This is a genomic window from Nocardiopsis sp. JB363 (assembly GCF_900143625.1).
Lineage (GTDB): Bacteria > Actinomycetota > Actinomycetes > Streptosporangiales > Streptosporangiaceae > Nocardiopsis.
Genome location: NZ_FRFF01000178.1, coordinates 58,450 through 81,424, shown reverse-complemented (window position 1 = coordinate 81,424; position 22,975 = coordinate 58,450). Strand labels below are relative to the sequence as shown.

Below are 22,975 nucleotides of genomic sequence, written 5' to 3'. Positions count from 1 at the left end.
TGTTGTGTATAAGAGACAGGAGGGGGAGGGTGCGGGAGATGACGAGAGGCCGTCCACAGGCTGTGGACCGCCATTCCCACCGCCGGGCCCCACAGGGCCGTGACCGGACCCCGGGTCCACAGGCTGTGGATAACGGTCACTCACTCTCGACCACCCCCCGGCGCACCCCGAACCTCGCACCATCGAGCTCTTCGGGGATGTCCGTCCCGACCGCCGCGGTCACCAAAACCTGTTCGGCGTCGCGCACCCGCTCGGCCAAGCGACGGCGCCGCTCGGTGTCCAGCTCGGCGAACACGTCGTCCAGGATCAGAACCGGGTCGTCACCATCTGCCCTGAGCAGGTCGAACGCCGACAACTTGAACGACAAGGCGTACGACCAGGACTCCCCCTGGCTGGCGTACCCCTTCGCCGGCAGCTCACCGAGCCGCAGGTGGAGTTCGTCGCGATGGGGGCCCACGAGACTGATCCCGCGCTGGAGCTCGCGTTCCCGGGCCTCTTCCATGCCCGAGTGCAGGATGTCCACAAGCTGTGGACGGTCGTGCGGAAGCTCGACCCCCTCCTCGACGGCCGAGGAACGGTAGGTGGGAACCGCGGGCCCACCGGACTCGGTCAGCCCCGCGTAGTTCCGCGCCACCAACGGACGCAGCTCCTCCACCAGGGCGAGCCGGGCCGCCAACAGCTCCGCTCCGGTCTCGGCCAGGTGGGAATCCCATACTTCGAGGGTGCTCAGGTCCGGGGTCGCCCGCCGGCGCAACTGCGCCGACGCCGACTTCAGCAGGGCGTTGCGCTGCTTGAGCACCCGTTCGTAGTCGGAACGCACCCCGGCCATGCGCGGGGCACGGGCCACCAGGAGTTCGTCGAGGAAACGACGGCGCTCGCCGGGGTCGCCCTTGATCAGGGCCAGGTCCTCGGGCGCGAACAGCACGTTGCGCAGGATGCCCAGGATGTCACGGGGCCGACCGGTCGCCCCTCGGTTCACCCGCGCCCGGTTGGCTCTGCCCGGGTTGATCTCCAGGTCGACGAGCATGTCGCGGCCGTCCCGCATGACCCGGGCGCTGACGATCGCCCGCGCCGCGCCCTGCCGGACCAGCGGTGTGTCGGTGGAGACCCGGTGGCTGCTCAAACTCGCGACGTATCCGATCGCCTCGATCAGGTTCGTCTTGCCTTGGCCGTTGGCGCCGACGAAGACGCTCACGCCCGGTTCGAGTTCCAGAAGGGCCGACTCATACGACCGGAATTCGGCCAGTTGCAGGTGGGAAACGTACATCCGGCCTTCCTCCTGGAGCGGGGGAGCTGGGTGTTGGAAGGGAAAAGGTGCGGGGCGGCACGGGCCGGGCCCTGCCGCCCCGAAGATCGAGGGTCAGCTCTGTTGTTCGTCGCCGGAGTCGCCGGAGTCGCCGGACTTGGTGACGGCGTGTCCGCCGAACTGGTTACGCAGCGCGGAAACGACCTTCATGGCCTCGCTGTCGTCCTGCCGGGAGGCGAAACGCGCGAAGAGCGACGCGGTGATGGCCGGGGCCGGGACAGCGAGGTCCACGGCAGCCTGCACGGTCCACCGGCCCTCGCCGGAGTCCTGCACGTAACCGCGAAGCTCGGACAGGTTCGGGTCCTGCTCCAGGGCCCGGCCGAGCAGGTCCAGCAGCCAGGAACGGACGACGGTGCCCTCGCGCCAGCTCTCGAAGGTGCCGGGGACGTCCTTGACGATCCCGGAGGCGACCATCAGCTCGTAGCCCTCGGCGAAGGACTGCATCATGCCGTACTCGATGCCGTTGTGGACCATCTTCACGAAGTGTCCAGCACCGACCGCACCGGCGTGCACGAAGCCGCCGCCGTCGTCGGGGGTGAGGGAGTCGAAGACGGGGCGCAGGCGCTCCACGTCCTCCTCACGGCCGCCGACCATGATCCCGTAACCGTTCTGACGTCCCCACACACCACCGCTGACACCGGCGTCGACGTATCCGATGCCCTTGGCCTTCAGCTCCTCGGCTCGGGGAGCGTCGTCCACGTAGTGGGTGTTGCCGCCCTCGATGACGCTGTCGCCCTCGGACAGGAGTTCGCCCAGCTTCTCGATGGTTGCGGTGGTCGGGTCCCCGGCCGGAACCATGACCCAGACGACCCTTGGTGCCTGGAGACGGTCGACGAGGGCCTCCAGGCTCTCCACGTCGCGCTCACCGGGGGAGGCGTCGTAACCGACGACCTCGTGCCCCTTCTCCCGCAGCCGGGCGGCCATGTTGCCGCCCATCTTGCCGAGACCGATCATTCCGAGTTGCATGCTTGGGCTCCCCCTTGGACACCTGTGGACACGTGGAAGCCGACCTGCCCGGGTGGACGAGGCCGGGTCCCGGGCGGCGGACACCGGTCTTCGAGTCTGCCGGATCCGTCAGCCGGACAAGCGCACCGGCATGATCAGGTAGCGGTATTCGGGGGCTCCGCCTTCCTCGGCCGGCTTACCGGTGAGGATCGCCGGCTTGGTCGAGGTGGTGAAGTGCAGACGGGCCACGTCGGTGCCGATGGCGCCGAGGCCGTCGAGCAGGTAGCCGGAGTTGAAGGCGATCTGGATGTCCTCGCCGTCCAGGTCGGCCTCAAGGGTCTCCACGGCCTGCGCGTCCTCGCCGGTGCCGGCCTCCAGGACCAAGGCGCCCTGCGAGAAGGCCAGGCGGAGAGGGGTGTTGCGCTCCGCCACCAGCGACACGCGCTTGACCGCCTCGACGAACTCCGCGCGACCGACCTCGGCCACCGTGTTGAAGGTGTCCGGCAGCAGTGCGCGGTACTTGGGGAACTCGCCGTCCAACAGGCGGGTGGTGGTGCGACGACCACCGCCCTCGAAGCCCATCATGCCCTCGCCACTGTCGCCGTCGGACAGCGCGATGGAGACCTCGGCGCCCGAGGTGAGGGACTTGGCCGTGTCGTGGAGGGTCTTGGCGGGGACCAGGGCGACCGCGGAGAGGTCCGGGTTCTCCGGCTTCCAGGTCAGTTCGCGCACCGCGAGGCGGTAGCGGTCGGTGGAGGCGAGCGTGATGGTCTCGCCCTCGATCTCGACCCGGACGCCGGTGAGCATCGGGAGCGTGTCGTCACGGCCGGCGGCGATGGCCACCTGGCTCACCGCTGCGGCGAAGACGTCGCTGCCGATGGTCCCGCTGACCCCGGGCATCTCCGGCAGCGAGGGATAGTCCTCGACCGGCATGGTGTTCAGGGTGAACTTCGCGCTACCGCAGGTCACCACGACCTTGGGGCCGTCGGTCGCGATCTCCACAGTCTGTGGAGGGAGGTTGCGGGTGATCTCGGCGAGGAGCCGACCGGGGACCAGGGTCTGCCCGGCCTCCTCGATGTCGACGTCGATCGAGACCTGGGTGGAGACCTCGTAGTCGAACCCGGACAGGCGCACCCGCTGACGGTCGTCGACCTGGCCGGCATCGAGGAGGATGCCGGCCAGGACCGGCACCGAGGGGCGTGTCGGCAGTGTGCGCGCTGTCCAGGCGACAGCGTCGGCCAGTACGTCGCGTTCGACCCGGAACTTCACTTTCCGACTCACTTTCCGCACGACCGTTGGATCGGTCGCAGCCTCAACGTTGCAGCTCGTGGGTGTCTCGTGGGTCTACCGAGGGCTCCGTCGACAGGGTGTGGACGAACCGGCTTGATGCGCTGGTCCGGGCCACGAGGAGCCACTTCGGATCCCGTTGGGGTCACCGCTCGAATCATGAGCGGCGGAGGACAGGGGCGAGAACACACGTTACCCGGATTCCCCCGCTGTCGCTGCCGGCTCGGGACCGGACCGCCTTCACCTCGATCAGGAGGCGTTGTCCACAGATTTTCCGCGGAGCGGTTTTGAAGCCACATTTGGGCTAAGGAAGGTGCGTAGTAGTAGTAGGGCCTGTGGATAATGTGGATAACCATTGTTTTCGCAGGTCACCCCAGCGATTTTTGTCCACAGGGCCTGTGGACGACCCTGTGGGTAACTCGGGGTGGCTGTGGACGAAAAATGAGGCCCCTAGTTTTTCCACACCCCGTCCACAGGGTCATCCACAGGTTTTCCCCAAGTTGTACACAGCAGCCGGTGGTGCGGTGATCCGATGACGGGTGGTCGCGTCCACAGGCCTACCCCTGGTTATCCACAGTCCTGAGGAGGTTGTCCACAGGTTATCCACAGTGTTGTCCACAGATTTTGACCCCCTCCTGTGGATAACTTCGGGGAAAGTCGTCGAAAAAAGTTTTCGGAGCCCCGCGCATAACGCGCGAACCTGGGCAAAGGTTCTGTACACAGGGTTATCCACAGGCCCCTCGGATGTTCTGTTCATCGACCGTTGTCACGGTTCTTTCGCGACCCCCGCCGATGCCGGGGTGAGGGGTGCCACAACCTGCGAAGGCCCTGGAAACCAGGGCGAACGGTCGACTTCGTACACGGACACTACGGCCCTGGTACGACACACGCCTATCGCTCGTGGTCGGCGAAACCCCCGCACAAGCCTGTGGATAACTCTCTGTGGGCGGTTCTCGGGGAGCTGTGGAGAACCGGGGGAGGGCTCGCTCTGTGGACAGCACCGCGGACAGCACAGCTCCGTGCGCCGCGACCTGCGCGGGGGGACCCGCGAGGTCGACTCATCGATCCATCGACGAACCGACCCGTCGACAGGTCGACCGACGGAGGAACGGGGAAGGCCGAGGGGCACGGGACCGGACAGGAGAAGAGGGGTGCCGTCCGACGGCACCCCTCTTCTCTCCTCCTGTACGTGTCCACTTGTCGACACGTCACCGAACCGTCAGGTCAGCGAGGGCTGGTCCTTGATCCGGCTGGTGAGCTCGTGCACCTGGTTGTAGATCGAGCGGCGCTCGGCCATCAGGGCACGGACCTTGCGGTCGGCGTGCATGACGGTGGTGTGGTCCCGGCCGAACTGCTGGCCGATCTTGGGCAGGGAGAGGTCGGTCAGCTCACGGCACAGGTACATCGCGATCTGTCGGGCCGTCACCAGCACCCGCGAACGCGAGGTTCCGCACAGGTCCTCCAGGCTCAACCCGAAGTAGGCGGCGGTCTGGGACATGATCGAGCTCGCCGTGATCTCGGGGACCTCGCTGTTGGGCACCAGGTCCCGTAGCACCTGCCCGGTGAGGTCCAGGTCGACCGACTGCCGGTTGAGGCTGGCGAACGCGGTGACGCGGATCAGCGCGCCTTCGAGTTCGCGGATGTTGGTCGAGATCTTGCTGGCGATGAACTCCAGCACCTCCGGTGGTGCGGCCAGCCCCTCCTGCGCGGCCTTCTTCCGCAGGATGGCGATGCGCGTCTCCAACTCGGGTGGCTGGACGTCGGTGAGCAGCCCCCACTCGAACCGGCTGCGCATCCGGTCTTCCAGCGTCGTCAGCTGTTTGGGCGGACGGTCACTGGAGATGACGATCTGTTTGTCGGAGTTGTGCAGCGTGTTGAAGGTGTGGAAGAACTCCTCCTGCGTCTGCTCCTTGTTCTCCAGGAACTGGATGTCGTCCACCAACAGAACGTCGACGTCCCGGTACCGGCGCCGGAAACCGTCCGCCTTGCCGTCCCGGATCGAGTTGATGAACTCGTTGGTGAACTCCTCGGAGCTGACGTAGCGCACCCGTGAGCCCTCGTAGAGCCGGTGGGTGTAGTGGCCGATGGCGTGCAGCAGGTGGGTCTTGCCCAGCCCGGACCCGCCGTGGATGAACAGCGGGTTGTACGCCTTTGCCGGAGCTTCGGCCGCGGCCACCGACGCCGCGTGCGCGAACCGGTTGCTGGAACCTATGACGAACGTGTCGAAGGTGTACTTCGGATTCAGACGTGCGTAGTCGCCCGGGGAGATCTCGGGGGACCGTCCGGGCGGCGAGGTGGGGGAGACGGTGCGGTCTCTTTCGGCCGGTACGGGGGCCGAGCCGATACGTCCCTCAGCGCCTCCCGCGAGCCGCGGAGACGCGGAGGGGCCCGTTTCGGGATCCGTCGGTGCGGGGGCCTCGGCCGGCCCGGGGGCGGCGGGGGCCTCCTGTGCCGGGGTCTCCCAACGATTCGGTCGGTCCCAGCCCGTTTCGCCCCATCCCTGCTGTTGCCACAGCTGTTCCTGGGTGGGCCAACCGCGGGAGGAACCCCAGGACGCGGGGGGCTCGGCGGCCGGCTCGGGCCGCCGGTCCTCGGGCGCGGGCTCGGGGTGAGCGGCCGGGGGAGGGGAACCGGGCTCGGGTGTGGTCCGAGGCGCGCCCGGGTGCTGCGCCGGGTACTCCCCGTGCGGTGGTTCGACGGTGGGAGCGGTGATCGGCCAGGCGTCGGGCGCGGGCTGGTACGGCCGCCCCCCGTACGGCTGATCCGTGCCGAGCAGGTCCGCCTGCCCGGTGTCCTGGATGGGGGTGTGGGCGCCCAGGGCCTCGGCCGGATGCGGTGCGGCCGGCCGCGCGTGCTGTCCGCGTGGCTCCTGGTACGACGGCGGTCCCTGTTGCGGGTTCGGGTTCGACGGCAGGGGCCCGGGTGCGTTCGGGGCCTGGTCCCGCCCGGTGGGAAACCCGCTCGGGCCGCCATAGGGGCCCGGGGGAGACGGGGTCGGGGGCGGAGTGGGCACGGCGGTGGGGTCGACGGTCACCGCGACCCGGATCTCCCGTCCCAGGTGCGCGGAGAGCGCCTTGCTGATCGCCGGGTAGAGACGACTCTCCAAGACCTTCTTCGTGAACTCGTTGGGCGCCGCGATCAGTGCGGTGTCCTCGATCAGGCCCAGCGGACGGGTTTGAGGCAGCCAGGCGCGCTGGTGCGCGGGGAGGGCGTCGTTGTCGATCCCGTCCAACACGCTCGACCAGACCATTGCGAGGTTGACCTGTGCGTCAGCCAAGGTGACCTGCCATGGTTGCTGTCCCTTCGGTGCGAATCTGTTCGGGTGGGTTATCGGAGGCGTTGAGGGGACGGGAAAGAGGGTGTTCCGTGTCACTTCCGCGAGTGGGCCGGGGGCCACGGCTTCCATTGTCCTCCCCTGGGGGAGGTGCCGGGGCAGCACCTCCGCTGGAGAATCGGACTTCTCGTCCGGAACCACCCTGTGGACAACTCGATCGATGTTGAGTCACCAAGGCTTTGACTACCTCCGGGTATCCACAGGTTCTGCCGGTTGTCCACACGTTGTGCACAGGTTTATCCACAGGATGACAGTCGGCCGTGCACAGCCGGAAGTTATCCACAATTTGCAGGTCAGATGGTGTGTGCAGCGCCTGTTCGCGGTTTTTTCGGGGGCGCGAAGGGTGCCGCCGGTAAGTTATCCACAGGCTGAGGTTATCCACAGACCTCGCCCGCTGTGGAACCCTCACGCCTTGTGGACGGCCACTTGTCCACAGGGGCTCGGGTAGCCTGTCCTCAGTGGTGACCGACACCGTCCTCGACGCCCCCGCACACACGGATGTGGACCGACGAGGACGGGTCTGATTTGACCCCGCCCCGACCAGGTCGTATCTTCTTATATGCTTATGCCGTTGATTCTGCCTGCGCTCGTGTGTGTGCATCCACACGACGTCGCGGCCACGGCCAACGCACTGTAAGGCCCCGCATACCATGGGGGGTCGTCGTAGCATTTTCCTGACACGCCCCTGGAGCCAGTAGTGAGCAAGCGTACGTTTCAGCCGAACAACCGGCGTCGCGCGAAGGTCCACGGCTTCCGGCTGCGCATGCGTACGCGCGCCGGTCGCGCCATCATCGCCTCGCGTCGTCGTAAGGGACGCGCCGCGCTGACGGTGGCCCACTAGCCACGCGAAGCCTCAAGTCTTCACTGGGACCGTCCGGCCTTCTCGCCGGCCGGTCCCTTTGTCGTGTGGCACACCGGTCGTTCCCAGCGTGAGGCCCGGTGGTGCCGTACCCCTCTCCCGGAGGAACGCCGATGTTGTCGCCGCGGAACAGGATGCGTCACAGCTCCGAGTTCGGAACGGTCATGCGTTCGGGGCGGCGCGCTTCGCGCGATGCTCTGGGCGTGGTCTATCTCGCCCCGAAGCGGTCCGACTCCGTGGAGGCCTCCGACACGGCGGAACCGCCCCGGATCGGTTTCATCGTGAGCAAGGCGGTCGGGGGAGCGGTGGTCCGCAAGCGTGTCCAGCGCAGACTCCGTCACGTGATGCGGGAACGATTGGGCGTTCTGCCAAACGGTAGCCTTCTGGTAGTACGTGCCAAACCTCTCGCCGCCCAGTTGCGCCAGGAGGACCTGGCGGTACAACTCGACAGCGCGATCGCCACGGTTCAGCGACCCCGTGGCGCCTCGCGAGGCCGGAGTGCCCGTGGTGGGCGAAAGCCCGCCAAGGGTGGGACGGCGATCAGAGGAACAGACGGGAACCGCCGCCCCGACGAGGGCGCAGAACGGTGGACGAGCCGATGACCGAGCACAGAGCGACGGCGTTCGCACGGCTGTGGATCCTGCCGATCCGCGGGTACCAACGTTTCATCAGCCCGCTCTTTCCACCGGTCTGTCGCTTCTATCCTTCGTGCAGTGCGTACGCCGTCGAGGCGTTGCGTGTGCACGGAGCGTTGTACGGGTGGTGGCTCGCCGTCAGGCGTATCGCCCGTTGTCATCCCTTCAACCCCGGAGGACTCGATCCGGTTCCGCCGCCCCGAGGGCGCCGGAACGAGGAGTCCGAGGAGTCTACGGGCGGAACCGGGCAGACCGGCACCGCTTCCGGGGACCAGTAGCTGAACCGAATCACCGAGGAGTTGGCCGGTGCTCGACTGGCTTTACAACATCATCGGCCACGTATTGGTCTGGATCCATTCGGGTCTGGCTATCGTCGGCCTGAACCCTGACAGTGGGTGGGCCTGGGGCCTGTCCATCGTGCTGCTCACCTGCAGCATGCGTCTCCTGATGGTGCCGCTGTTCGTCAAACAGATGAACACGCAGCGCAAGATGCAGGAAGTGCAACCGAAGATCGCCAAGCTTCGGGAGCGCTACAAGCACGACAAGGAGCGACTCCAGCGGGAGTCGATGAAGCTGTACCAGGAGAGCGGCACCAACCCGATTATGGGCTGCCTCCCGCTTCTGCTCCAGATGCCGGTGTTCTTTTCCCTGTTCAGCGTGCTGCGCGGCGTTGCCGAGGGCAAGGTGCAGTTCGGCTTCACGGAGGAGCTGGTCAACAGCGCTCGTGAGGCGCTGATCTTCCACGCGCCCATCGCGGCCCAGTTCAACACTTCGCCCGAGGACCTTCAGGCGCTGGGGGCCTCCGACCCCCTCATGGCGAAGATCGTCATCGCCATCGCCTGTGTGCTCATGGGCACGACGACGTTCCTGACCATGCGTCAGAGCATCAAGCGGAGCATCGCGCAGCAGCCCGACAACCCGATGATGCAGACCCAGAAGATCATGATGTACATGGCGCCCCTCTTCGGGCTCTTCGGTCTCATGATGCCGGTCGGTGTTCTCGTCTACTGGGTGACCTCCAACGTGTGGACCATGGTGCAGCAGCACTTCCTGTACCGGAACCAGCCGGCCCCGGGCGAGGCCGCGCCGGCCGCGAAGCAGGGGACCTCCTCCAAGGGCTCGGCCAAGGGCATGCTCGGGCGTAAGAAGGCCTCCGAAACCGCTCCGGAGCCGACGGAAGAGCCTAAGATCGAACGCAAGCAGCCGAAGAAGCAGACGCGCTCCAAGCGCAGCGGTGGGTCCAACTAGGGCTTCCCTGTTTCGTGTCGGCCGCGGCGACTTTCGAGTGCGCAGGCGACAATGCCCCTGAGGCGTACGACGGCCAGGGACCGACGGATATGAGGAGACGGGAACGCTGTGGGACGTAGCGAGGAAGAGAACGGCGGCGTAGCGGTGGCCGATGCACCGGAGGTCGGAATCGACATCGAGGCCTTGGAGAACGAGGGCGACATCGCCGCGGACTACATCGAGGGTCTCCTCGACATCGCGGACTTCGACGGCGACATCGACATGGACGTCGAAGGCGACCGCGCGATGGTCTCGGTCGTCGGCAGCACCCTGGAGGAACTGGTCGGTGAGGAAGGTGAGGTCCTGGAGGCTCTCCAGGAGTTGACCCGCCTCGCGGTTCACCGGGCGACCGGCGAGCGCAGCCGACTCATGCTGGACATCGGTGGCTACCGGGAGGGGCGCCGCAAGGTGCTCTTCCAGATCGGTACCGACGCGGCGAACAAGGTCAAGGAATCCGGCGAGTCCTATTCGCTGGAGCCGATGACGCCGTTCGAGCGCAAGGTCGTGCACGACGCGGTCGCGGCGGCCGGTCTGCGCAGCGAATCGGAGGGCGAGGAGCCCAACCGTTACGTGGTGGCGCGTCCGGCGGACTGACCGGAAGCAGCATCTTCGGGGGCGGTGTTTCACGTGAAACACCGCCCCCGACGTATGTCCGGGGTCGGGCGCCCGGGACTCCCCTCGGATGCCGCTTCTCCTGGGGGATGGGCGCGGTGGCATTCTTGTGTGGGACGGGGAATCGCGGGGATGTGTTTCACGTGAAACCAGGGGGCGCCTCACACATAGGATCGTCCCCGGGGCCTTCCCCACGAGTTGTCCCGCCCTCGGCAGTGCGAGGACGACCCCGATCCGCGCACCGCGCGACCCGTCGGTGGGAGAGCCCCGTACGCGCGGACTGCCGTGATCCCCCGTGCGTTCCACTCGCCGTCGACCTGTGGACAGGTCGACATGGCGACCCGATGGTTCATGGAAGTGACGATGGACGAGTTCCGACAGGTGGTGACCGATGACCTCGGGCGCTGAGGAGACCGGCGCTACGCTCCCCGCACCCTCTTCGCGAGCGAAGGAGGTGTTCGGCGACAGCCTGCCCGTGGCGATCCGTTTTGCGGAACTGCTCGCCGACGATGGCGTGCGTCGAGGGCTGATCGGCCCGCGCGAGGTGCCGCGTCTTTGGGAGCGGCACCTCATCAACTGCGCTGTCGTTGAGGAGCTGCTTCCGGAAGGGGCGGAGGTGGTCGATGTCGGCTCGGGTGCGGGACTGCCCGGGTTGGTGCTCGGGCTGTTGCGCCCCGATATTCGGATGACCCTCCTGGAACCCCTGCTGCGAAGGACGGTCTTCCTGGACGAAGCCGTCGAGCTGCTCGGTCTGGACAACGTGACGGTGCGTCGAGGGCGTGCGGAGGAGGTCCATGGCGAGTTGTACACGGATTTCGTCACCGCTCGTGCGGTCGCTCCACTGTCACGTCTGGCGGGTTGGTCATTGCCCCTGTTGCGCAAGCAGGGCAGTCTGTTGGCTCTCAAGGGAGAGCAGGCGGAGGCTGAGCTCGCGGAGGCGAAGCAAGACGTTTCGAAACTGCGGCCTAGCGTCTGCGATGTGATCAGGGTGGGGCGGGGTAAAGTCGATCCCGCTACCACGGTCGTTCGCGTCACGGTGACATCCGACGGTGGCCCGTCCCCCGCCGGAGGTTCACAGAAGAAGAGGCGGGACGACAAGAAGAAGCGCGGACGGAAGAGGTGAACTCATTCGTGCCCCAGAATCCAGCCGACAACGCCGGCGTTTCACGTGAAACACCGGTGGGTGCTTATGGAGATCTGCTCGATGTTTCACGTGAAACATCGGCCGAACCAGCGGCGGACCAGCCCCATGTTTCACGTGAAACGTGGGGGGCGGCCCACGCCGTCGCACCCGAAACGCCCATAGCGCAGGTGGCCCGTGCGGCCATGGCGGTCCAAGGACACGAAGATGTCTGGCCTCGCCCCAAAGCCTGTCGCGTCATCAGCGTCGCCAACCAGAAGGGTGGCGTCGGTAAGACCACCACGACGGTGAACATCGCCGCTGCCCTCGCCATGCACGGACAGCGAGTCCTCGTGGTCGACCTCGACCCGCAGGGGAACGCTTCCACCGCTCTCGGCATGGAACGCGACTCGCAGACTCGATCCATCTACCACTGCCTGGTGGAGGACGAGGAGATCCGTAAGCTCGCCCAACCGGTCCCGGACATTCCGAACCTGTGGTGTGCCCCGGCCACCATCGACCTGGCCGGCGCGGAGATCGAGCTGGTCTCGCTCGTCGCCCGAGAGGCCCGACTCAAGCGGGCCTTCGCCGCCTACGACACCACCGACCTCGACTACATCCTCATCGACTGTCCGCCCTCGCTGGGCCTGCTGACGGTCAACGCGATGGTCGCCTGCGACGAGGTCATGATCCCGATCCAGTGCGAGTACTACGCGTTGGAGGGGCTCGGTCAGTTGCTGCGCAACGTCGAGTTGGTCAAGTCCCATTTGAACACCGGGCTGTCGATAAGCACCATCCTGCTGACGATGTACGACGGGCGCACCCGTCTGTCCCAACAGGTGGCCGAAGAGGTGCGCTCGCACTTCGGAGATCTGGTTCTGAAGACGCTGGTGCCGCGAAGCGTCCGTGTCTCCGAAGCGCCGAGCTACGCACAGTCGGTCATGACCTACGACCCCACGTCCACCGGTGCGGTGGCCTACCTCGAAGCGGCACGCGAGATGGCCCACCGCGCGGAGGGAATCAGCGCCGGCTGACGGTGACTGTTTCACGTGAAACACCCCGGCCGTCGGTCGGGCGGATCAGTACCAAGGATTGCGAAGGGAATTGCCGGTGAGCCAGCAGCGGCGCGGACTGGGCAAGGGGCTGGGGGCACTCATCCCGCAGGGGCCGGCGGCCCCCGCGCCGGTGGAGAGTGTCCACGAGACTCCCGCGCCCACGGAACCCACCCCTGAACAGGCGGTGGCCGAAGTCCCCAACGAACTCCCTGACGGCACCTACATCGAGGCGATCGCGCTCACCTCGATCACGCCGAACCCCCGGCAGCCCCGCATCCACTTCGACGAGGAGGCCCTCGAAGAACTGAGGGACTCCATCGTCGAGGTGGGTCTGCTTCAACCCATCGTGGTCCGCAAGGTCCAGGGTGGGAAGGATCCCCGCTACGAGCTGATCATGGGGGAGCGGCGGTTCCGGGCGAGCAAGTCCGCGGGCCTGGACCGTGTTCCGGCGATCGTCCGCAGGACCGAGGACAACGAACTCCTCCGGGAAGCACTGCTGGAGAACCTCCACCGGCAGCAACTGAACCCCTTGGAGGAAGCGGCCGCCTACCAGCAGATGCTGGACGACTTCGGGACCACTCAGGAAGAGTTGGCTCAGAGCGTCGGCAAGTCGCGTTCGCACATCTCCAACACGCTGCGCCTGCTCCACCTCCCGGGGAAGGTGCAGACGCGGTTGGCGGCCGGGGTGCTGAGTGCCGGGCACGCCCGAGCGCTCCTGTCGGTCGACGACCAGGAGGCTCAGGAGCGCCTGGCCGATCGGGTCAACAACGAGGGCCTTTCGGTCCGTGCCCTTGAGGAGATCGTCGCCCTGCGCCGCAAAGGCCATGACGTCGACGAGGCGGAGCGGGTGCGTCGGTCCGCCGGGCGCATTTCCAACCCGCCTCAGGTCGAGGAGTGGGCGTCCCGTTTCGGCGACCGGCTCGACACCACCGTGAAGGTGGACATCGGTCGGAAGAAGGGCAAGATCGTCGTGGAGTTCGCGACGATGGAGGACCTGGAACGGATCATCAAGCAGATCGAATAGTGATGACGCCACTCTCGTGATTGAGCGAGGGTGTGCGGCGGGGGGCGGTGTTTCACGTGAAACACCGCCCCCCGTTCGTGTTCGAGGGGTCGTTGACGCGGAGCACTCGCGGTCTCGTGTTTCACGTGAAACACGCATCTTCGGGATCGCGATGTTTCACGTGAAACAGGCCGCCCTCGAACGCGGCCGAGGCGCCACGATCCTCCTGGGTGGATGTTCGGGCGCCGATCCGTACGGCGGGTCCCCGAAAACGGCGAGAGGCCCCCAGGCGTCGCCTGGGGGCCTCTCCGGGGGGCGGTTACAGGAACTCGCCGAGTTCCTTCTCCAGGACCCGCTTGGGCTTGGCGCCGATGAGCTGCTTGACGACCTCGCCGTCCTTGTAGACGTTCATGGTCGGCAGCGACATGACGTTGTAGGCGCGCGGCGTCTCGGGGTTCTGATCGGTGTTGATCTTGACGACCTCGATCTTGTCGCCGTACTCCTCGGCCAGCTTGTCCAGGACCGGGGCCATCTGCTTGCAGGGGCCGCACCAGTCGGCCCAGAAGTCCACCAGCACGGGCTTGTCGCTGGCGAGGACCTCCTCCTTGAAGGTGGCGTCGGTGACGTTCTTGACGGTCGACACTTCTTGGTTCTCCTTGGTTCGACGAAACCGGGTGGGAAGGTGGGAGGTCAGTTGCCGTGCTCGGCGAGGTAGCGCTCCGCGTCCAGCGCGGCGGAGCAACCGGTGCCCGCGGCCGTGATCGCTTGACGGTACTGGTGGTCGACCACGTCGCCCGCCGCGAAGACGCCCTCGATGTTGGTCCGGGTGGACGGGAAGTCCGCCTTCACGTAACCCTCGTCATCGAGCTCGATCTGTCCCTCGAACAGCTCCACCCGCGGGTCGTGGCCGATCGCGACGAACAGGCCCGTCACGTCCAGGGTGCTCTCCTCGCCGCTGTTGCGGTCGCGGACCTTCAGACCGTTGACCCGGTCCTCACCGAGAACCTGGACGACCTCGGTGTCCCAGATGAACTTGATCTTGTCGTTGGCGAAGGCACGCTCGGCCATGATCTTGCTGGCGCGCAGCTCGCCCCGACGGTGGACGATCGTCACGGACTTGGCGAAGCGGGTGAGGAACAGGGCCTCCTCCATCGCGGTGTCGCCACCACCGACCACCGCGATGTCCTGGTCGCGGAAGAAGAAGCCGTCACAGGTGGCGCACCACGAGGTGCCCCGACCGGACAGTTCCTTCTCGCCGGGCACGCCCAGCTCGCGGTATCCCGACCCGGTGGCGAGGATGACGGTGTGCGCGAGGAAGGTCTCGCCCCCGACGGTGACCTCCTTGACCGGCTTGCTCAGCTCGACCTCGGTCACGTCCTCGGGGACCAGCTCCGCACCGAAACGCTCGGCCTGCTTGCGCAGGTTGTCCATGAGGTCGGGGCCCATGATGCCGTCCGGGAAACCGGGGAAGTTCTCCACGTCGGTGGTGTTCATCAGCGCGCCGCCGGCCGTGATCGACCCTTCGAAGACCAGCGGGCGCAGCTCCGCACGGGCGGCGTAGACGGCGGCGGTGTACCCCGCCGGACCGGAACCGATGATGATGACATTGCGGACGTCACTCACGCTGGTAGGCCCTTCAAGCAGTCGGCTGTCCTGGCCACGGTGACGTGACCGGAGGGAAGATGGTTAGCACAACCGATGGTAGGCGCACAGCATTCCCTTCGGGACATCCGCCCTGTTCGCGACGGAGGAGAACAGTCCTCAGCCGTCGCCGCCGCCTCCGGTGATGCCTCGGATCCCCAAGGCGATCCCACCCGCCACCGCCCCCCAGACGGCGTTCAGTACGAGCACCATCACCAGGGCGAAGGGGTTGGTGAGCGGCCCTTGAAGCTGCCCGTCGAGGACCGGTGACAGGATCGCGCTCAGCGCCGTGGCGAACACCCCGTAGGCCACCCCGGTGCAGAGGAGGGTGAGGAAGGGACGTGGGATACGCGCGATCAGGACCGCCGCCACCCACAGCACGGTGATGAGGACGGTCGTGACCACCGGGACGAAGGGGCCCTGATCGAGGGCATCGGTGACACCCGTGATGCGCAGCAGGGGACGGATCAGAGCCAGTGCCCCGAGCCCCAGGACGAGTGGCCACGAAACGCCGGAGAACAGGCCTCGTGGTGTGGGAGGTGTGTGTTGTCGCATGGGTGCCTCATGGTCGGTGCGTCGTGAAATCGTCAGTGGATCCGGTCCTCACCGACGCTAGGTTCATCGCCCCCTCGTGGGCGTCCGCATCGGGACTCTCGTGTGTACGTCGGAACGCGTACCGACGCGCGTCCGTGGACCAACGGGCGGGACGTCCTCGCTCCCTAGAATCGACACATGCCGGAACAGCCCACCCGCCAAGGTCTCGTCGTCGACGCCCTGTTCGGCTTCGCCGTCTTCGCCGTGGTGGCGATCGCGGTCGGAGCGGACGTCAGTGGTGAGGGCGACCAGGCCCTGGGGTACGTGATGGCCTTCCTTCTCGGCGGGCTCATGCTGCTGCGCCGGCCGGCCCCCGTGCTGGTGCTCCTGGCCACCTGCGTGCTGGTCATCGGCAACTACGTCATCGAACTGCCGACGATCGGTCTGGCGATCCCGGTGGCCGGCGCCCTGTACTCGGCGGCCGAGGCGGGGCGGACCCGGTGGGCGGCGGGGGGATCGATCGCACTCCTGCTGGTGTCCACCCTGGCCCGGCTGGGCCAGGGCCAGGACATCGCCTACCTTCTCGGCTACGAGTTGGCGACCACGGTCGCGGTCATGGGCGCGGCGATCGCGCTCGGGGACGGGGCCAGGCAACGTCGCGAAGGTGCACGGCAACGCGAACGGATCGCCGCGTTGGACACCCAGGCGCGGGACGCCGAGGCCGCCGAAAGGTCGGCGCGTGAACGCACCGGGATCGCCCGGGACCTGCACGACGCGGTGGGGCACCATCTGTCCGTGGTCTCCTTGCACGCCGCGGTCGCCACCGAGGCGCTGGAGGAGGACGAGGCGGACCTGCCCACGGCCCGGGAGGAACTGGCCCACGTGAGGCAGGCGTCCCGGGAAGGGCTGCGCGACCTGCGCGCCACGGTGCGGGCGTTGCGCGAACCGGGGGCGGAGGTCGAACCGATCGCGGGCCTGGCCCACCTGGAGAGTCTGGTGGGGTCGGTGCGCGACGCGGGACTGACGGTCGAGGTCTCGGGTTCGGCGGGGGAGGGGTTGCCCGGGCTGGTCGACGCGACCGCGTACCGGGTGATCCAGGAGGCGCTCACCAACACGTTGCGGCACGCGCGCGCTCGGCGTGCCAGAGTCCTCCTGGAGCGTGACGGCGAGGAGTTCGTCGTCACGGTGACCGACGACGGGAGGACCGTGGACGTACCTGTGCGGGAGGGCAGCGGCCTGACGGGGATGCGAGAACGGGTGCGCATGGCGGGAGGGGCCGTGGAGTTCGGGTCGGTACCCGCCGGCGGTTTCCGAGTCAGTGCCCGGTTGCCGGTCGGAGGTGGCGTGTGATCAGGGTGCTGTTGGCCGACGACCAGCCACTGGTTCGAGCCGGTGTGCGGGCGCTGCTGGAACGGGACGGCGACATCGAGGTGGTGTCGGAGGCCTCCGATGGGCGTGAGGCGCTCGCCGAACTCGACCGCTTCCGCCCGGACGTGCTGCTGCTGGACCTGCAGATGCCCGCGGTGGACGGGTTGGGCGTGCTGCGGGAACTGGAACGTCGACGTGTCGACACGTCGGGGCGCCGACATGTCGACACCCGGGTGGTGGTGCTGACCACCTTCGGGGAGGACGACAACGTGTTCGGGGCGCTGCGACTGGGGGCCGCGGGGTTCCTTCTCAAGGACGCGGGTCCCCGGGAGCTGCGCGAGGCGGTCCGCACGGTCGCCGCGGGCGACGCACTGCTGTCACCGGGGGTGACCCGCAGGGTCGTCGAACGCCTGGCCCGGGTGGAACCACCGCCGGGGGCGGGGGAACGACTGACCGGTATCACCGATCGTGAACGCGAGGTCCTCACCCTGGTGGGTCGGGGTATGTCCAACCAGGAGATCGGCGCCGAACTCCACCTCAGCCCGGCCACGGCCCGTACCCACGTCGGTCGACTGCTGGCCAAACTCGGGGTCCGGGACCGGGTGGGTCTGGTCGTGGTCGCCTACGAGAGCGGTCTGGTCCGACCAGGAGAGGGACGCTCTTCCTAGTGCCCCATCACGGTTGAACCCCGACCGACACGGCATCGGACCGGTGGGAAACCCGCTACAGGCTTCCCTCGGCGAGGACGGCCGAGTCCAGGTCGCCACCGCGGGCGCAGGTCGGGTCGACCACGAGCACGTCGACACCATCGCTCTCACGGGAGAACAGGACCCAGGCACGGTCCGTGCCCTCGGTGCCCTCCCACAGAGCGTCGTCGACCAGGGTGACGTGGGCGTCGGTGCCGGCCTCCACGTGGGCGACGCATTCCTGCGCACCCTGGGGCAACGTCGCCGACTCTTCCGCCTGCACTCCCATGTCGTCGTCGGCCTCGGCCCCGTTCAGGACCTCCGACGCCTGCGTCGTGAAGTCGTCCTCGGTGTAGACGGTGCCGCTGGCGACACCTTCCGCGGAATAGGACTGGGCGGTGTCCGGGGCGCTGTCCGTCGTGGCGTCCTCCGACAACTGGGAAGCCGAGTCCAGCTCCGGTTCGCCCGCCATCAGGCTTCCGACGACGGCGGAACCGGCACCGATGACGAACACCGACGCCGCGGCGACCATGAAGAGCTTGGGAAGACCGAAACCGCGTCGCTTCCGGTTGATCGAGGTGACGGGTGCGGGTGTTCCCGGTTCCGCCGGCTGTGTGGTGTCGAGACCTCGGGCGGGACGGTCCGCGGCCGCGCGTTCCGTGGCGGCCTCGGAGATGCGACCGTCGAGGAGGTCGGCGACGTCCTGCGGCAGCGCGGGCGCCGGGACATCGGCGAGCACGCGGGTGACCCCGGCGAGTTCGTCGATGGTGGTCGCGCAGAGGGCGCAGGTCTCGATGTGGTCGGCGACAGAGCGTTCTTCGTCGGATTCCAGAAGGTCCTCGGCGAAGAAGGCGAGTGCCTCCACGTCAGGATGGGACGTCACGATGGGTTGGCACCTCCTCTCCCAGATGTGACGTCTCGGGGAGGCCCGGGGTTCCTTAGATGAGCCAGGGAAGGGAGAAGTTTGGCGCGACCTCGCGCACATCTGCTCTTGACCGTGCCGGTGGCCACTTCGAGGATGTCGGCGGCCTCCTCGACGCGGTACCCGAGCATGTCCACCAGGGTCAGCGCCATGCGCTGGTCCAACGGCAGTTGTTCGAGGGCGGCGTGCACGTCCAGACGGGACTCGGTCTGGGAGGCGTGATCGGGAGCGCCACCGGCCCGGCCGAGACGCTCGTTGGAGATGATGTCGAGCGTCTCGTCCTCGGTGGGGGTGGCCGGACGGACCTTCCTGCGCCGGAGCCGGTCGTGGCACGCGTTCACCACGATCCGGTGCAGCCAGGTGGTGACCTGCGACTCACCACGGAAACGGTCGGCGGCGCGGAAGGCCGACAGGAAGGCGTCCTGAAGGGCGTCGGACGCTTCCTCGGGGTCGCTCATCATCCGGATGGCGACAGCCCAGAGGCGCTCACGGTGTCGGCGAACCAGTACCCCGAACGCCTGTTCGTCACCTTGAGCGTGCCTTGACAACAGCTCCTTGTCAGGAAGCTCTTGGGCCGCGTCCATCTGCGCTGATCACATACCCCACAACTAGAAGGAACTAGAGTCCGCGTACCTCGACCTCATTGACGCTTCCACGGTAGCGGCCGTCGTCCGCGGGCAGTTCGGTGAACCAGAGCAGGACGTACTGTCCGGTCACGCTCTCGTCGAACTCCACCGCCTGCGAGCCGCTGACGGAACCTTCCCAAGCGACGGGAAGGGCGGAGTCGAGGGACGACGGGTCCGTCGCGGAGATGTCGTCGCCGACCCGGATCTGCATGCCGTAGTTCTGCTCGGGCGTGACCAGATCGAGTTCGTGGACCTCCTTGGCCGAACCCAGGTCGAGGAGTAGACCGACACCGGTCTTCTCGGTACCCATCGGGTCCTTGTAGCCCTCGGTGTTCCACTGGGTGCTCACGTCGCCGTCGTACGCGAGCCCCGCATTGGCCCCGTGTTCGCTCCCGTCACCGAGTGGGTCGAAACCGTCGGCTCCGGAGATGGCGAGGACTTCCAGGTCGACGCTCTCGGGGGCCTCCTCGGTCTCCCCCCCGCTGGGGGCGGCCTCTTCCTCGGTGCCCGAACGCAGGCTGGTTCCGAGCGTCCAGGCGCCCGCGACCACACCGGCGAACAACAGGACGGCCACGGCGCCGATGAGCAGGCGCTTGGTCGACGTGCCCTGACCACGAGCGGTGCGTTGCTCCATCCGCGAGTTCGCCTGCGGTCGGGCACCGCCCGAACGCGCGGCGGCGGAGCTGTTGCGGGCACTGCGCCGGGGACCGGTGGCGGTGTCGAACTCACCCGTGCGTCGGGAGGTGCCCGGTTCCGGCGGGGGGACCGCCTCCGCGGGGGCCACGGGCAGCGGGATGAGGCGGGGTACCTCGGCCAGCGCCGCGCAGAACTCCGCGGGGCTGGTGATGGGCGGGCCTGGCACCAACTGTCCGACCAACTGCGGCAGTGCCGCGCGGGTGGTGATGGTGGCGAGCTGTTCGCTGACGCCTTGGCGCAGCTGACCGGGAGGGTAGGGGCCCATGGGTCCCTGTGGGGCACCGGGCAGGCCGCTCTGCGGTCCACCCGGCCAGTAACCGGTGAGGGCCGCGTACAGCAGGTTGCCCAGCCCCTGGGCGTCGACGGCGCCGGGCTGTGGGACGTTGCTGCCCAGCAGCGCGGCGTCCACCCCGATGCCGGTGACCTTGACGGCTCCGCCACTGCTCCACATGAGCTTGCCGGGGGACAAGCACAGGTGGTACAGGCCGTTGGAATGGGCGGCGGCGATGGCCTCGGCGGCCTCGGCCACCAGGCCCGCGGCGCGCTCGGGCTCCATGGGGCCTTGTTGGAGGAGTTCGGCCAAGGAGGAGCCGATGACCCACTCCTCGACCACGTAGGGGACGGGTGCGGTGTCGTCGGCGTCGAAGACCTGGGTGACGCGGGCGTCGGGCACACGGCTGGTGGCCCGTGCGGCGCGCACGACCTCTGACGTTCGGGGGAAACCGTCGGCGAAGGTCCATACCGCGACCGGACGCGCCAGCGTCTCGTCGGTGGCTTTCCACCGGGTCGCACCACCGGTCTCGCTCACCACGTGGTCGAGTCGGTAGCGGTTGGCCAGCTTCGCCCCGGGTTCGATCAGGAAGGTGCTCATGATGGGAGTGACGGGTGCCAGTGCCGCTGAGTCGCGTGGTGCCTGTGCGGGTTCACGCGAGGGGGTCGGCCCTGTCTGCTGTCCCCAGCCTCCCTTCGGGCAGCTCGGATAAACGATGCTCTAGCGGTAAAGCGGTATCTGTCCATGCTAGGACGCCTGAACAGCCTCTTTGGAGGACATTGATTACCCATCCACCTTCCTGGACGTATTCGTGTCCGACTACTCAAGGTCATCCATTCCAGGTGATCAGCGGCGTCGCAGTCGTGTCTTGAGCAAATCCAGGAACGATGTGACTTCAGTCACATTGAGGAACTTGGCCGCGACCACGAACAGTACGGCACCGACCAGTCCTCCGGCCACCATCGAGCCGAGAGCCGGCCACAGATCACCGGGAAGGCCCTCGAAGACCACGATCATCAGCATGCCGAAGAGGGCCGCGGGAACGGCGGCCAGGTGCAGCTTGAACAAGGTGACCACGGTGCGACGTCCGTCCAGGCCGTTGAGGCGCTTGTGGAGGATGTACCACATGATCATCGAGCCCACGATGTAGTACAGGCCGTAGGGGAGCGGCAGCCACACCACGATGTGCTGCGGGGTGTCCGCCATCACGAACAGTAGACCGATCCCGGTGATCGCGTGCGTGATCTCCGAGGGGATCGCCACCAAGGCGGGTGTGCGGGTGTCGCCCAGCGCGTAGAAGACACGCATCTGTAGCTGGAAGAGCGTGAACGGGATCAACATCACGCAGAAGACCATCAGGATCCGGCCGATGGCCGCGGCGTCCGCCACGCTCGTGCTGCCCTGCGCGTAGATCATCACGCAGAACGGGATGGCGAAGACGATCATCGCCACCGAGATCGGCACGATCAACACCGAGGAGAGACGGAACCCCCGAGAGAAGTCACTGCGGACCTGGTCCTTGCGCCCGGCCGCGACGTGTTCGCTCATCCGGGGCAACAACGCAGTGATCACCGAGACCGCGATGATCGCGTACGGCAGCTGGAACAGCATCGAGGCGAACTTGTAGGCCGCGATCCCCGATCCGGTGTCGTAACCCAGCTCCGCCGACATCGCACCGGCGCGGGTGGCGACGTTGGTGGAGACGAGAGCGCCCACCTGCGCGACCACGATGTACAGCATCATCCAGGAGGCGGCGCCGGCCGCCTCGCCCAGGCCCGAACCGCGCAGGTCCAGACGGGGCCGCCAACGGAAGCCCGCCGCGGCCAACGCCCAGATCAGCACGGCGGCCTGCACGACCTGACCCAACGAGGTACCCAGACCCAGCAGTGCCAGCTCGCCCTGCGTGATGGTCTCCGGGGACCGTCCCGGGCCGGCGATGTTCAGGTACCAGAGGCAGACGCCGATGATCACGACGTTGTTCAGTACCGGGGCCCACATGGGGGCGCCGAACTTGTTGCGCGCGTTCAGCATCGCGCTGGCCAGGCCGCTGGCGCCGATGAAGAAGATCTGCAGCACCAGATACCGGGCGAGGATCACCGAGACCTCGTACTGGGCCCCGCTGAACCCGCCCGCGTAGATCCTGATGAACCACTCGGCGATCAGTACGGACACCAGGGTCAGCACGAACAACCCGAGCAGCATCAGGGTCACCAGACGCTGCTCGGTCTTGTCGCCCCCGTCGTTGTCGAGCTTGCGCCGCTTGACCAGGAACGGCACGAACACACTGGCCAACAACCCGCCGATGAGCAGGTCGTAGATCATGTACGGGACCATGCCCGCGGTCTGGTAGGCGTCGCCCAGCAGTTGGGTGCCGATCGCGGCGGCCAGGATGATGGCCCGGACGAAGCCGGTCGCGCGTGAGGCGATCGTGCCGACCGCCATGATCGCGGTCGACTTGGCGATATTGCCCGGAGCGGTGTGCGACGAACCACCGATCTCGTCGCCGTCCTCCAGACCGGCCCGGTCCGCCGTGCCCAGGTCACCGATCTCGCTCGGATCCCGGAGGGTCTTCAGACCGGTCTCGGGTTCACCCTGCGGTTCGGAACGTTCGTACGCGTCGAGCACGTCCTCCGGCATCACCATCTGGCGGCGGGAGCGTTGCTTCGGATGGTCCACGGGTCTGTTCTCAGATCCGTCGGCGTGCTGACGGGGGTTGTCGCTGGACACCGTCGGGCATTCCTTTTCTGGCTGAATACGGCTACGGGTTCGTGGGCCGGCGGGTGCGGGG

Annotated in this window: 21 protein-coding genes; 10 read left to right on the top strand and 11 right to left on the bottom strand. The window is 67.3% G+C overall.

Features of this window, described 5'->3' with window-relative positions:
• Nucleotides 1-136: 136 nt before the first annotated feature.
• From recF to dnaA, 4 genes are all read right to left on the bottom strand, one after another.
• The gene (recF, locus tag BQ8420_RS27790; protein ID WP_087102829.1) at nt 137-1,267 is read right to left on the bottom strand and encodes a DNA replication/repair protein RecF; all 1,131 of its coding nucleotides are present in this window, start codon (nt 1,265-1,267) and stop codon (nt 137-139) included.
• 93 nt (nt 1,268-1,360) lie between these two features.
• Nucleotides 1,361-2,272: a phosphogluconate dehydrogenase (NAD(+)-dependent, decarboxylating) gene (gene gnd, locus BQ8420_RS27785; RefSeq protein WP_087102827.1), complete on the bottom strand. Its 912-nt coding sequence runs from the start codon at nt 2,270-2,272 to the stop codon at nt 1,361-1,363.
• A 108-nt stretch (nt 2,273-2,380) separates the two neighbouring features.
• Nucleotides 2,381-3,520 carry a DNA polymerase III subunit beta gene (gene dnaN, locus BQ8420_RS27780; RefSeq protein WP_087102825.1) on the bottom strand — a complete coding sequence of 380 codons (1,140 nt, stop codon included), beginning with the start codon at nt 3,518-3,520 and terminating at the stop codon, nt 2,381-2,383.
• Between the two features lie 1,237 nt (nt 3,521-4,757).
• Nucleotides 4,758-6,788, bottom strand: a complete 2,031-nt coding sequence (gene dnaA, locus BQ8420_RS27775; RefSeq protein ID WP_235006525.1) for a chromosomal replication initiator protein DnaA — start codon at nt 6,786-6,788, stop codon at nt 4,758-4,760.
• A 781-nt stretch (nt 6,789-7,569) separates the two neighbouring features.
• Here dnaA and rpmH point away from each other — a divergent pair.
• The 8 genes from rpmH (at nt 7,570) to BQ8420_RS27735 (ending at nt 13,464) form a co-directional block, all read left to right on the top strand.
• Nucleotides 7,570-7,713, top strand: coding sequence for a 50S ribosomal protein L34 (gene rpmH, locus BQ8420_RS27770; RefSeq protein ID WP_087102821.1), 144 nt, complete (start codon nt 7,570-7,572; stop codon nt 7,711-7,713).
• Between the two features lie 131 nt (nt 7,714-7,844).
• Nucleotides 7,845-8,333: a ribonuclease P protein component gene (gene rnpA, locus BQ8420_RS27765; protein ID WP_087102819.1), complete on the top strand. Its 489-nt coding sequence runs from the start codon at nt 7,845-7,847 to the stop codon at nt 8,331-8,333.
• The gene (yidD, locus tag BQ8420_RS27760; protein WP_087102847.1) at nt 8,330-8,644 is read left to right on the top strand and encodes a membrane protein insertion efficiency factor YidD; all 315 of its coding nucleotides are present in this window, start codon (nt 8,330-8,332) and stop codon (nt 8,642-8,644) included. The genes rnpA and yidD overlap by 4 nt, the downstream gene beginning before the upstream one ends.
• Nucleotides 8,645-8,672: 28 nt before the next feature.
• Nucleotides 8,673-9,614 carry a membrane protein insertase YidC gene (gene yidC / locus BQ8420_RS27755; RefSeq protein WP_087102817.1) on the top strand — a complete coding sequence of 314 codons (942 nt, stop codon included), beginning with the start codon at nt 8,673-8,675 and terminating at the stop codon, nt 9,612-9,614.
• A 144-nt stretch (nt 9,615-9,758) separates the two neighbouring features.
• Complete coding sequence (locus BQ8420_RS27750; protein WP_087102845.1) at nt 9,759-10,247, top strand: R3H domain-containing nucleic acid-binding protein; 489 nt, start codon at nt 9,759-9,761, stop codon at nt 10,245-10,247.
• A gap of 409 nt (nt 10,248-10,656) precedes the next feature.
• The gene (gene rsmG, locus BQ8420_RS27745; protein ID WP_087102815.1) at nt 10,657-11,388 is read left to right on the top strand and encodes a 16S rRNA (guanine(527)-N(7))-methyltransferase RsmG; all 732 of its coding nucleotides are present in this window, start codon (nt 10,657-10,659) and stop codon (nt 11,386-11,388) included.
• Between the two features lie 74 nt (nt 11,389-11,462).
• Nucleotides 11,463-12,419 carry an AAA family ATPase gene (locus BQ8420_RS27740; RefSeq protein ID WP_087102843.1) on the top strand — a complete coding sequence of 319 codons (957 nt, stop codon included), beginning with the start codon at nt 11,463-11,465 and terminating at the stop codon, nt 12,417-12,419.
• A gap of 76 nt (nt 12,420-12,495) precedes the next feature.
• Complete coding sequence (locus BQ8420_RS27735) at nt 12,496-13,464, top strand: ParB/RepB/Spo0J family partition protein (RefSeq protein WP_087102813.1); 969 nt, start codon at nt 12,496-12,498, stop codon at nt 13,462-13,464.
• A 298-nt stretch (nt 13,465-13,762) separates the two neighbouring features.
• Here the strand turns inward: BQ8420_RS27735 and trxA are convergent, their stop codons facing one another.
• The 3 genes from trxA to BQ8420_RS27720 form a co-directional block, all read right to left on the bottom strand.
• A complete protein-coding gene (trxA, locus tag BQ8420_RS27730; protein WP_087102811.1) occupies nt 13,763-14,086 on the bottom strand; it encodes a thioredoxin in 324 nt (107 codons plus the stop codon).
• Between the two features lie 47 nt (nt 14,087-14,133).
• Complete coding sequence (gene trxB / locus BQ8420_RS27725; RefSeq protein ID WP_087102809.1) at nt 14,134-15,066, bottom strand: thioredoxin-disulfide reductase; 933 nt, start codon at nt 15,064-15,066, stop codon at nt 14,134-14,136.
• A gap of 138 nt (nt 15,067-15,204) precedes the next feature.
• Nucleotides 15,205-15,639 carry a hypothetical protein gene (locus BQ8420_RS27720; RefSeq protein WP_087102807.1) on the bottom strand — a complete coding sequence of 145 codons (435 nt, stop codon included), beginning with the start codon at nt 15,637-15,639 and terminating at the stop codon, nt 15,205-15,207.
• Nucleotides 15,640-15,816: 177 nt separating this feature from the next.
• Here BQ8420_RS27720 and BQ8420_RS27715 point away from each other — a divergent pair, with 177 nt between their 5' ends.
• Together BQ8420_RS27715 and BQ8420_RS27710 are read left to right on the top strand one after the other, a co-directional pair.
• Complete coding sequence (locus BQ8420_RS27715; protein WP_087102805.1) at nt 15,817-16,968, top strand: sensor histidine kinase; 1,152 nt, start codon at nt 15,817-15,819, stop codon at nt 16,966-16,968.
• Nucleotides 16,965-17,654, top strand: coding sequence for a response regulator transcription factor (locus BQ8420_RS27710; RefSeq protein WP_087102803.1), 690 nt, complete (start codon nt 16,965-16,967; stop codon nt 17,652-17,654). Before BQ8420_RS27715 ends, BQ8420_RS27710 begins: the two co-directional genes overlap by 4 nt.
• A gap of 55 nt (nt 17,655-17,709) precedes the next feature.
• Here BQ8420_RS27710 and BQ8420_RS27705 read toward each other — a convergent pair whose 3' ends face one another.
• The 4 genes from BQ8420_RS27705 to murJ all read right to left on the bottom strand — a co-directional run bounded on the left by BQ8420_RS27705 (nt 17,710) and on the right by murJ (nt 22,830).
• The gene (locus tag BQ8420_RS27705) at nt 17,710-18,555 is read right to left on the bottom strand and encodes an anti-sigma factor (RefSeq protein ID WP_235006522.1); all 846 of its coding nucleotides are present in this window, start codon (nt 18,553-18,555) and stop codon (nt 17,710-17,712) included.
• Entirely contained in the window at nt 18,552-19,178 is a 627-nt protein-coding gene (gene sigM, locus BQ8420_RS27700; protein WP_087102799.1) for an RNA polymerase sigma factor SigM, read from the bottom strand. Before sigM ends, BQ8420_RS27705 begins: the two co-directional genes overlap by 4 nt.
• A gap of 34 nt (nt 19,179-19,212) precedes the next feature.
• Entirely contained in the window at nt 19,213-20,787 is a 1,575-nt protein-coding gene (locus BQ8420_RS27695; protein ID WP_087102797.1) for a protein kinase family protein, read from the bottom strand.
• A gap of 246 nt (nt 20,788-21,033) precedes the next feature.
• The gene (gene murJ, locus BQ8420_RS27690) at nt 21,034-22,830 is read right to left on the bottom strand and encodes a murein biosynthesis integral membrane protein MurJ (RefSeq protein ID WP_087102841.1); all 1,797 of its coding nucleotides are present in this window, start codon (nt 22,828-22,830) and stop codon (nt 21,034-21,036) included.
• Nucleotides 22,831-22,975: the final 145 nt, after the last annotated feature.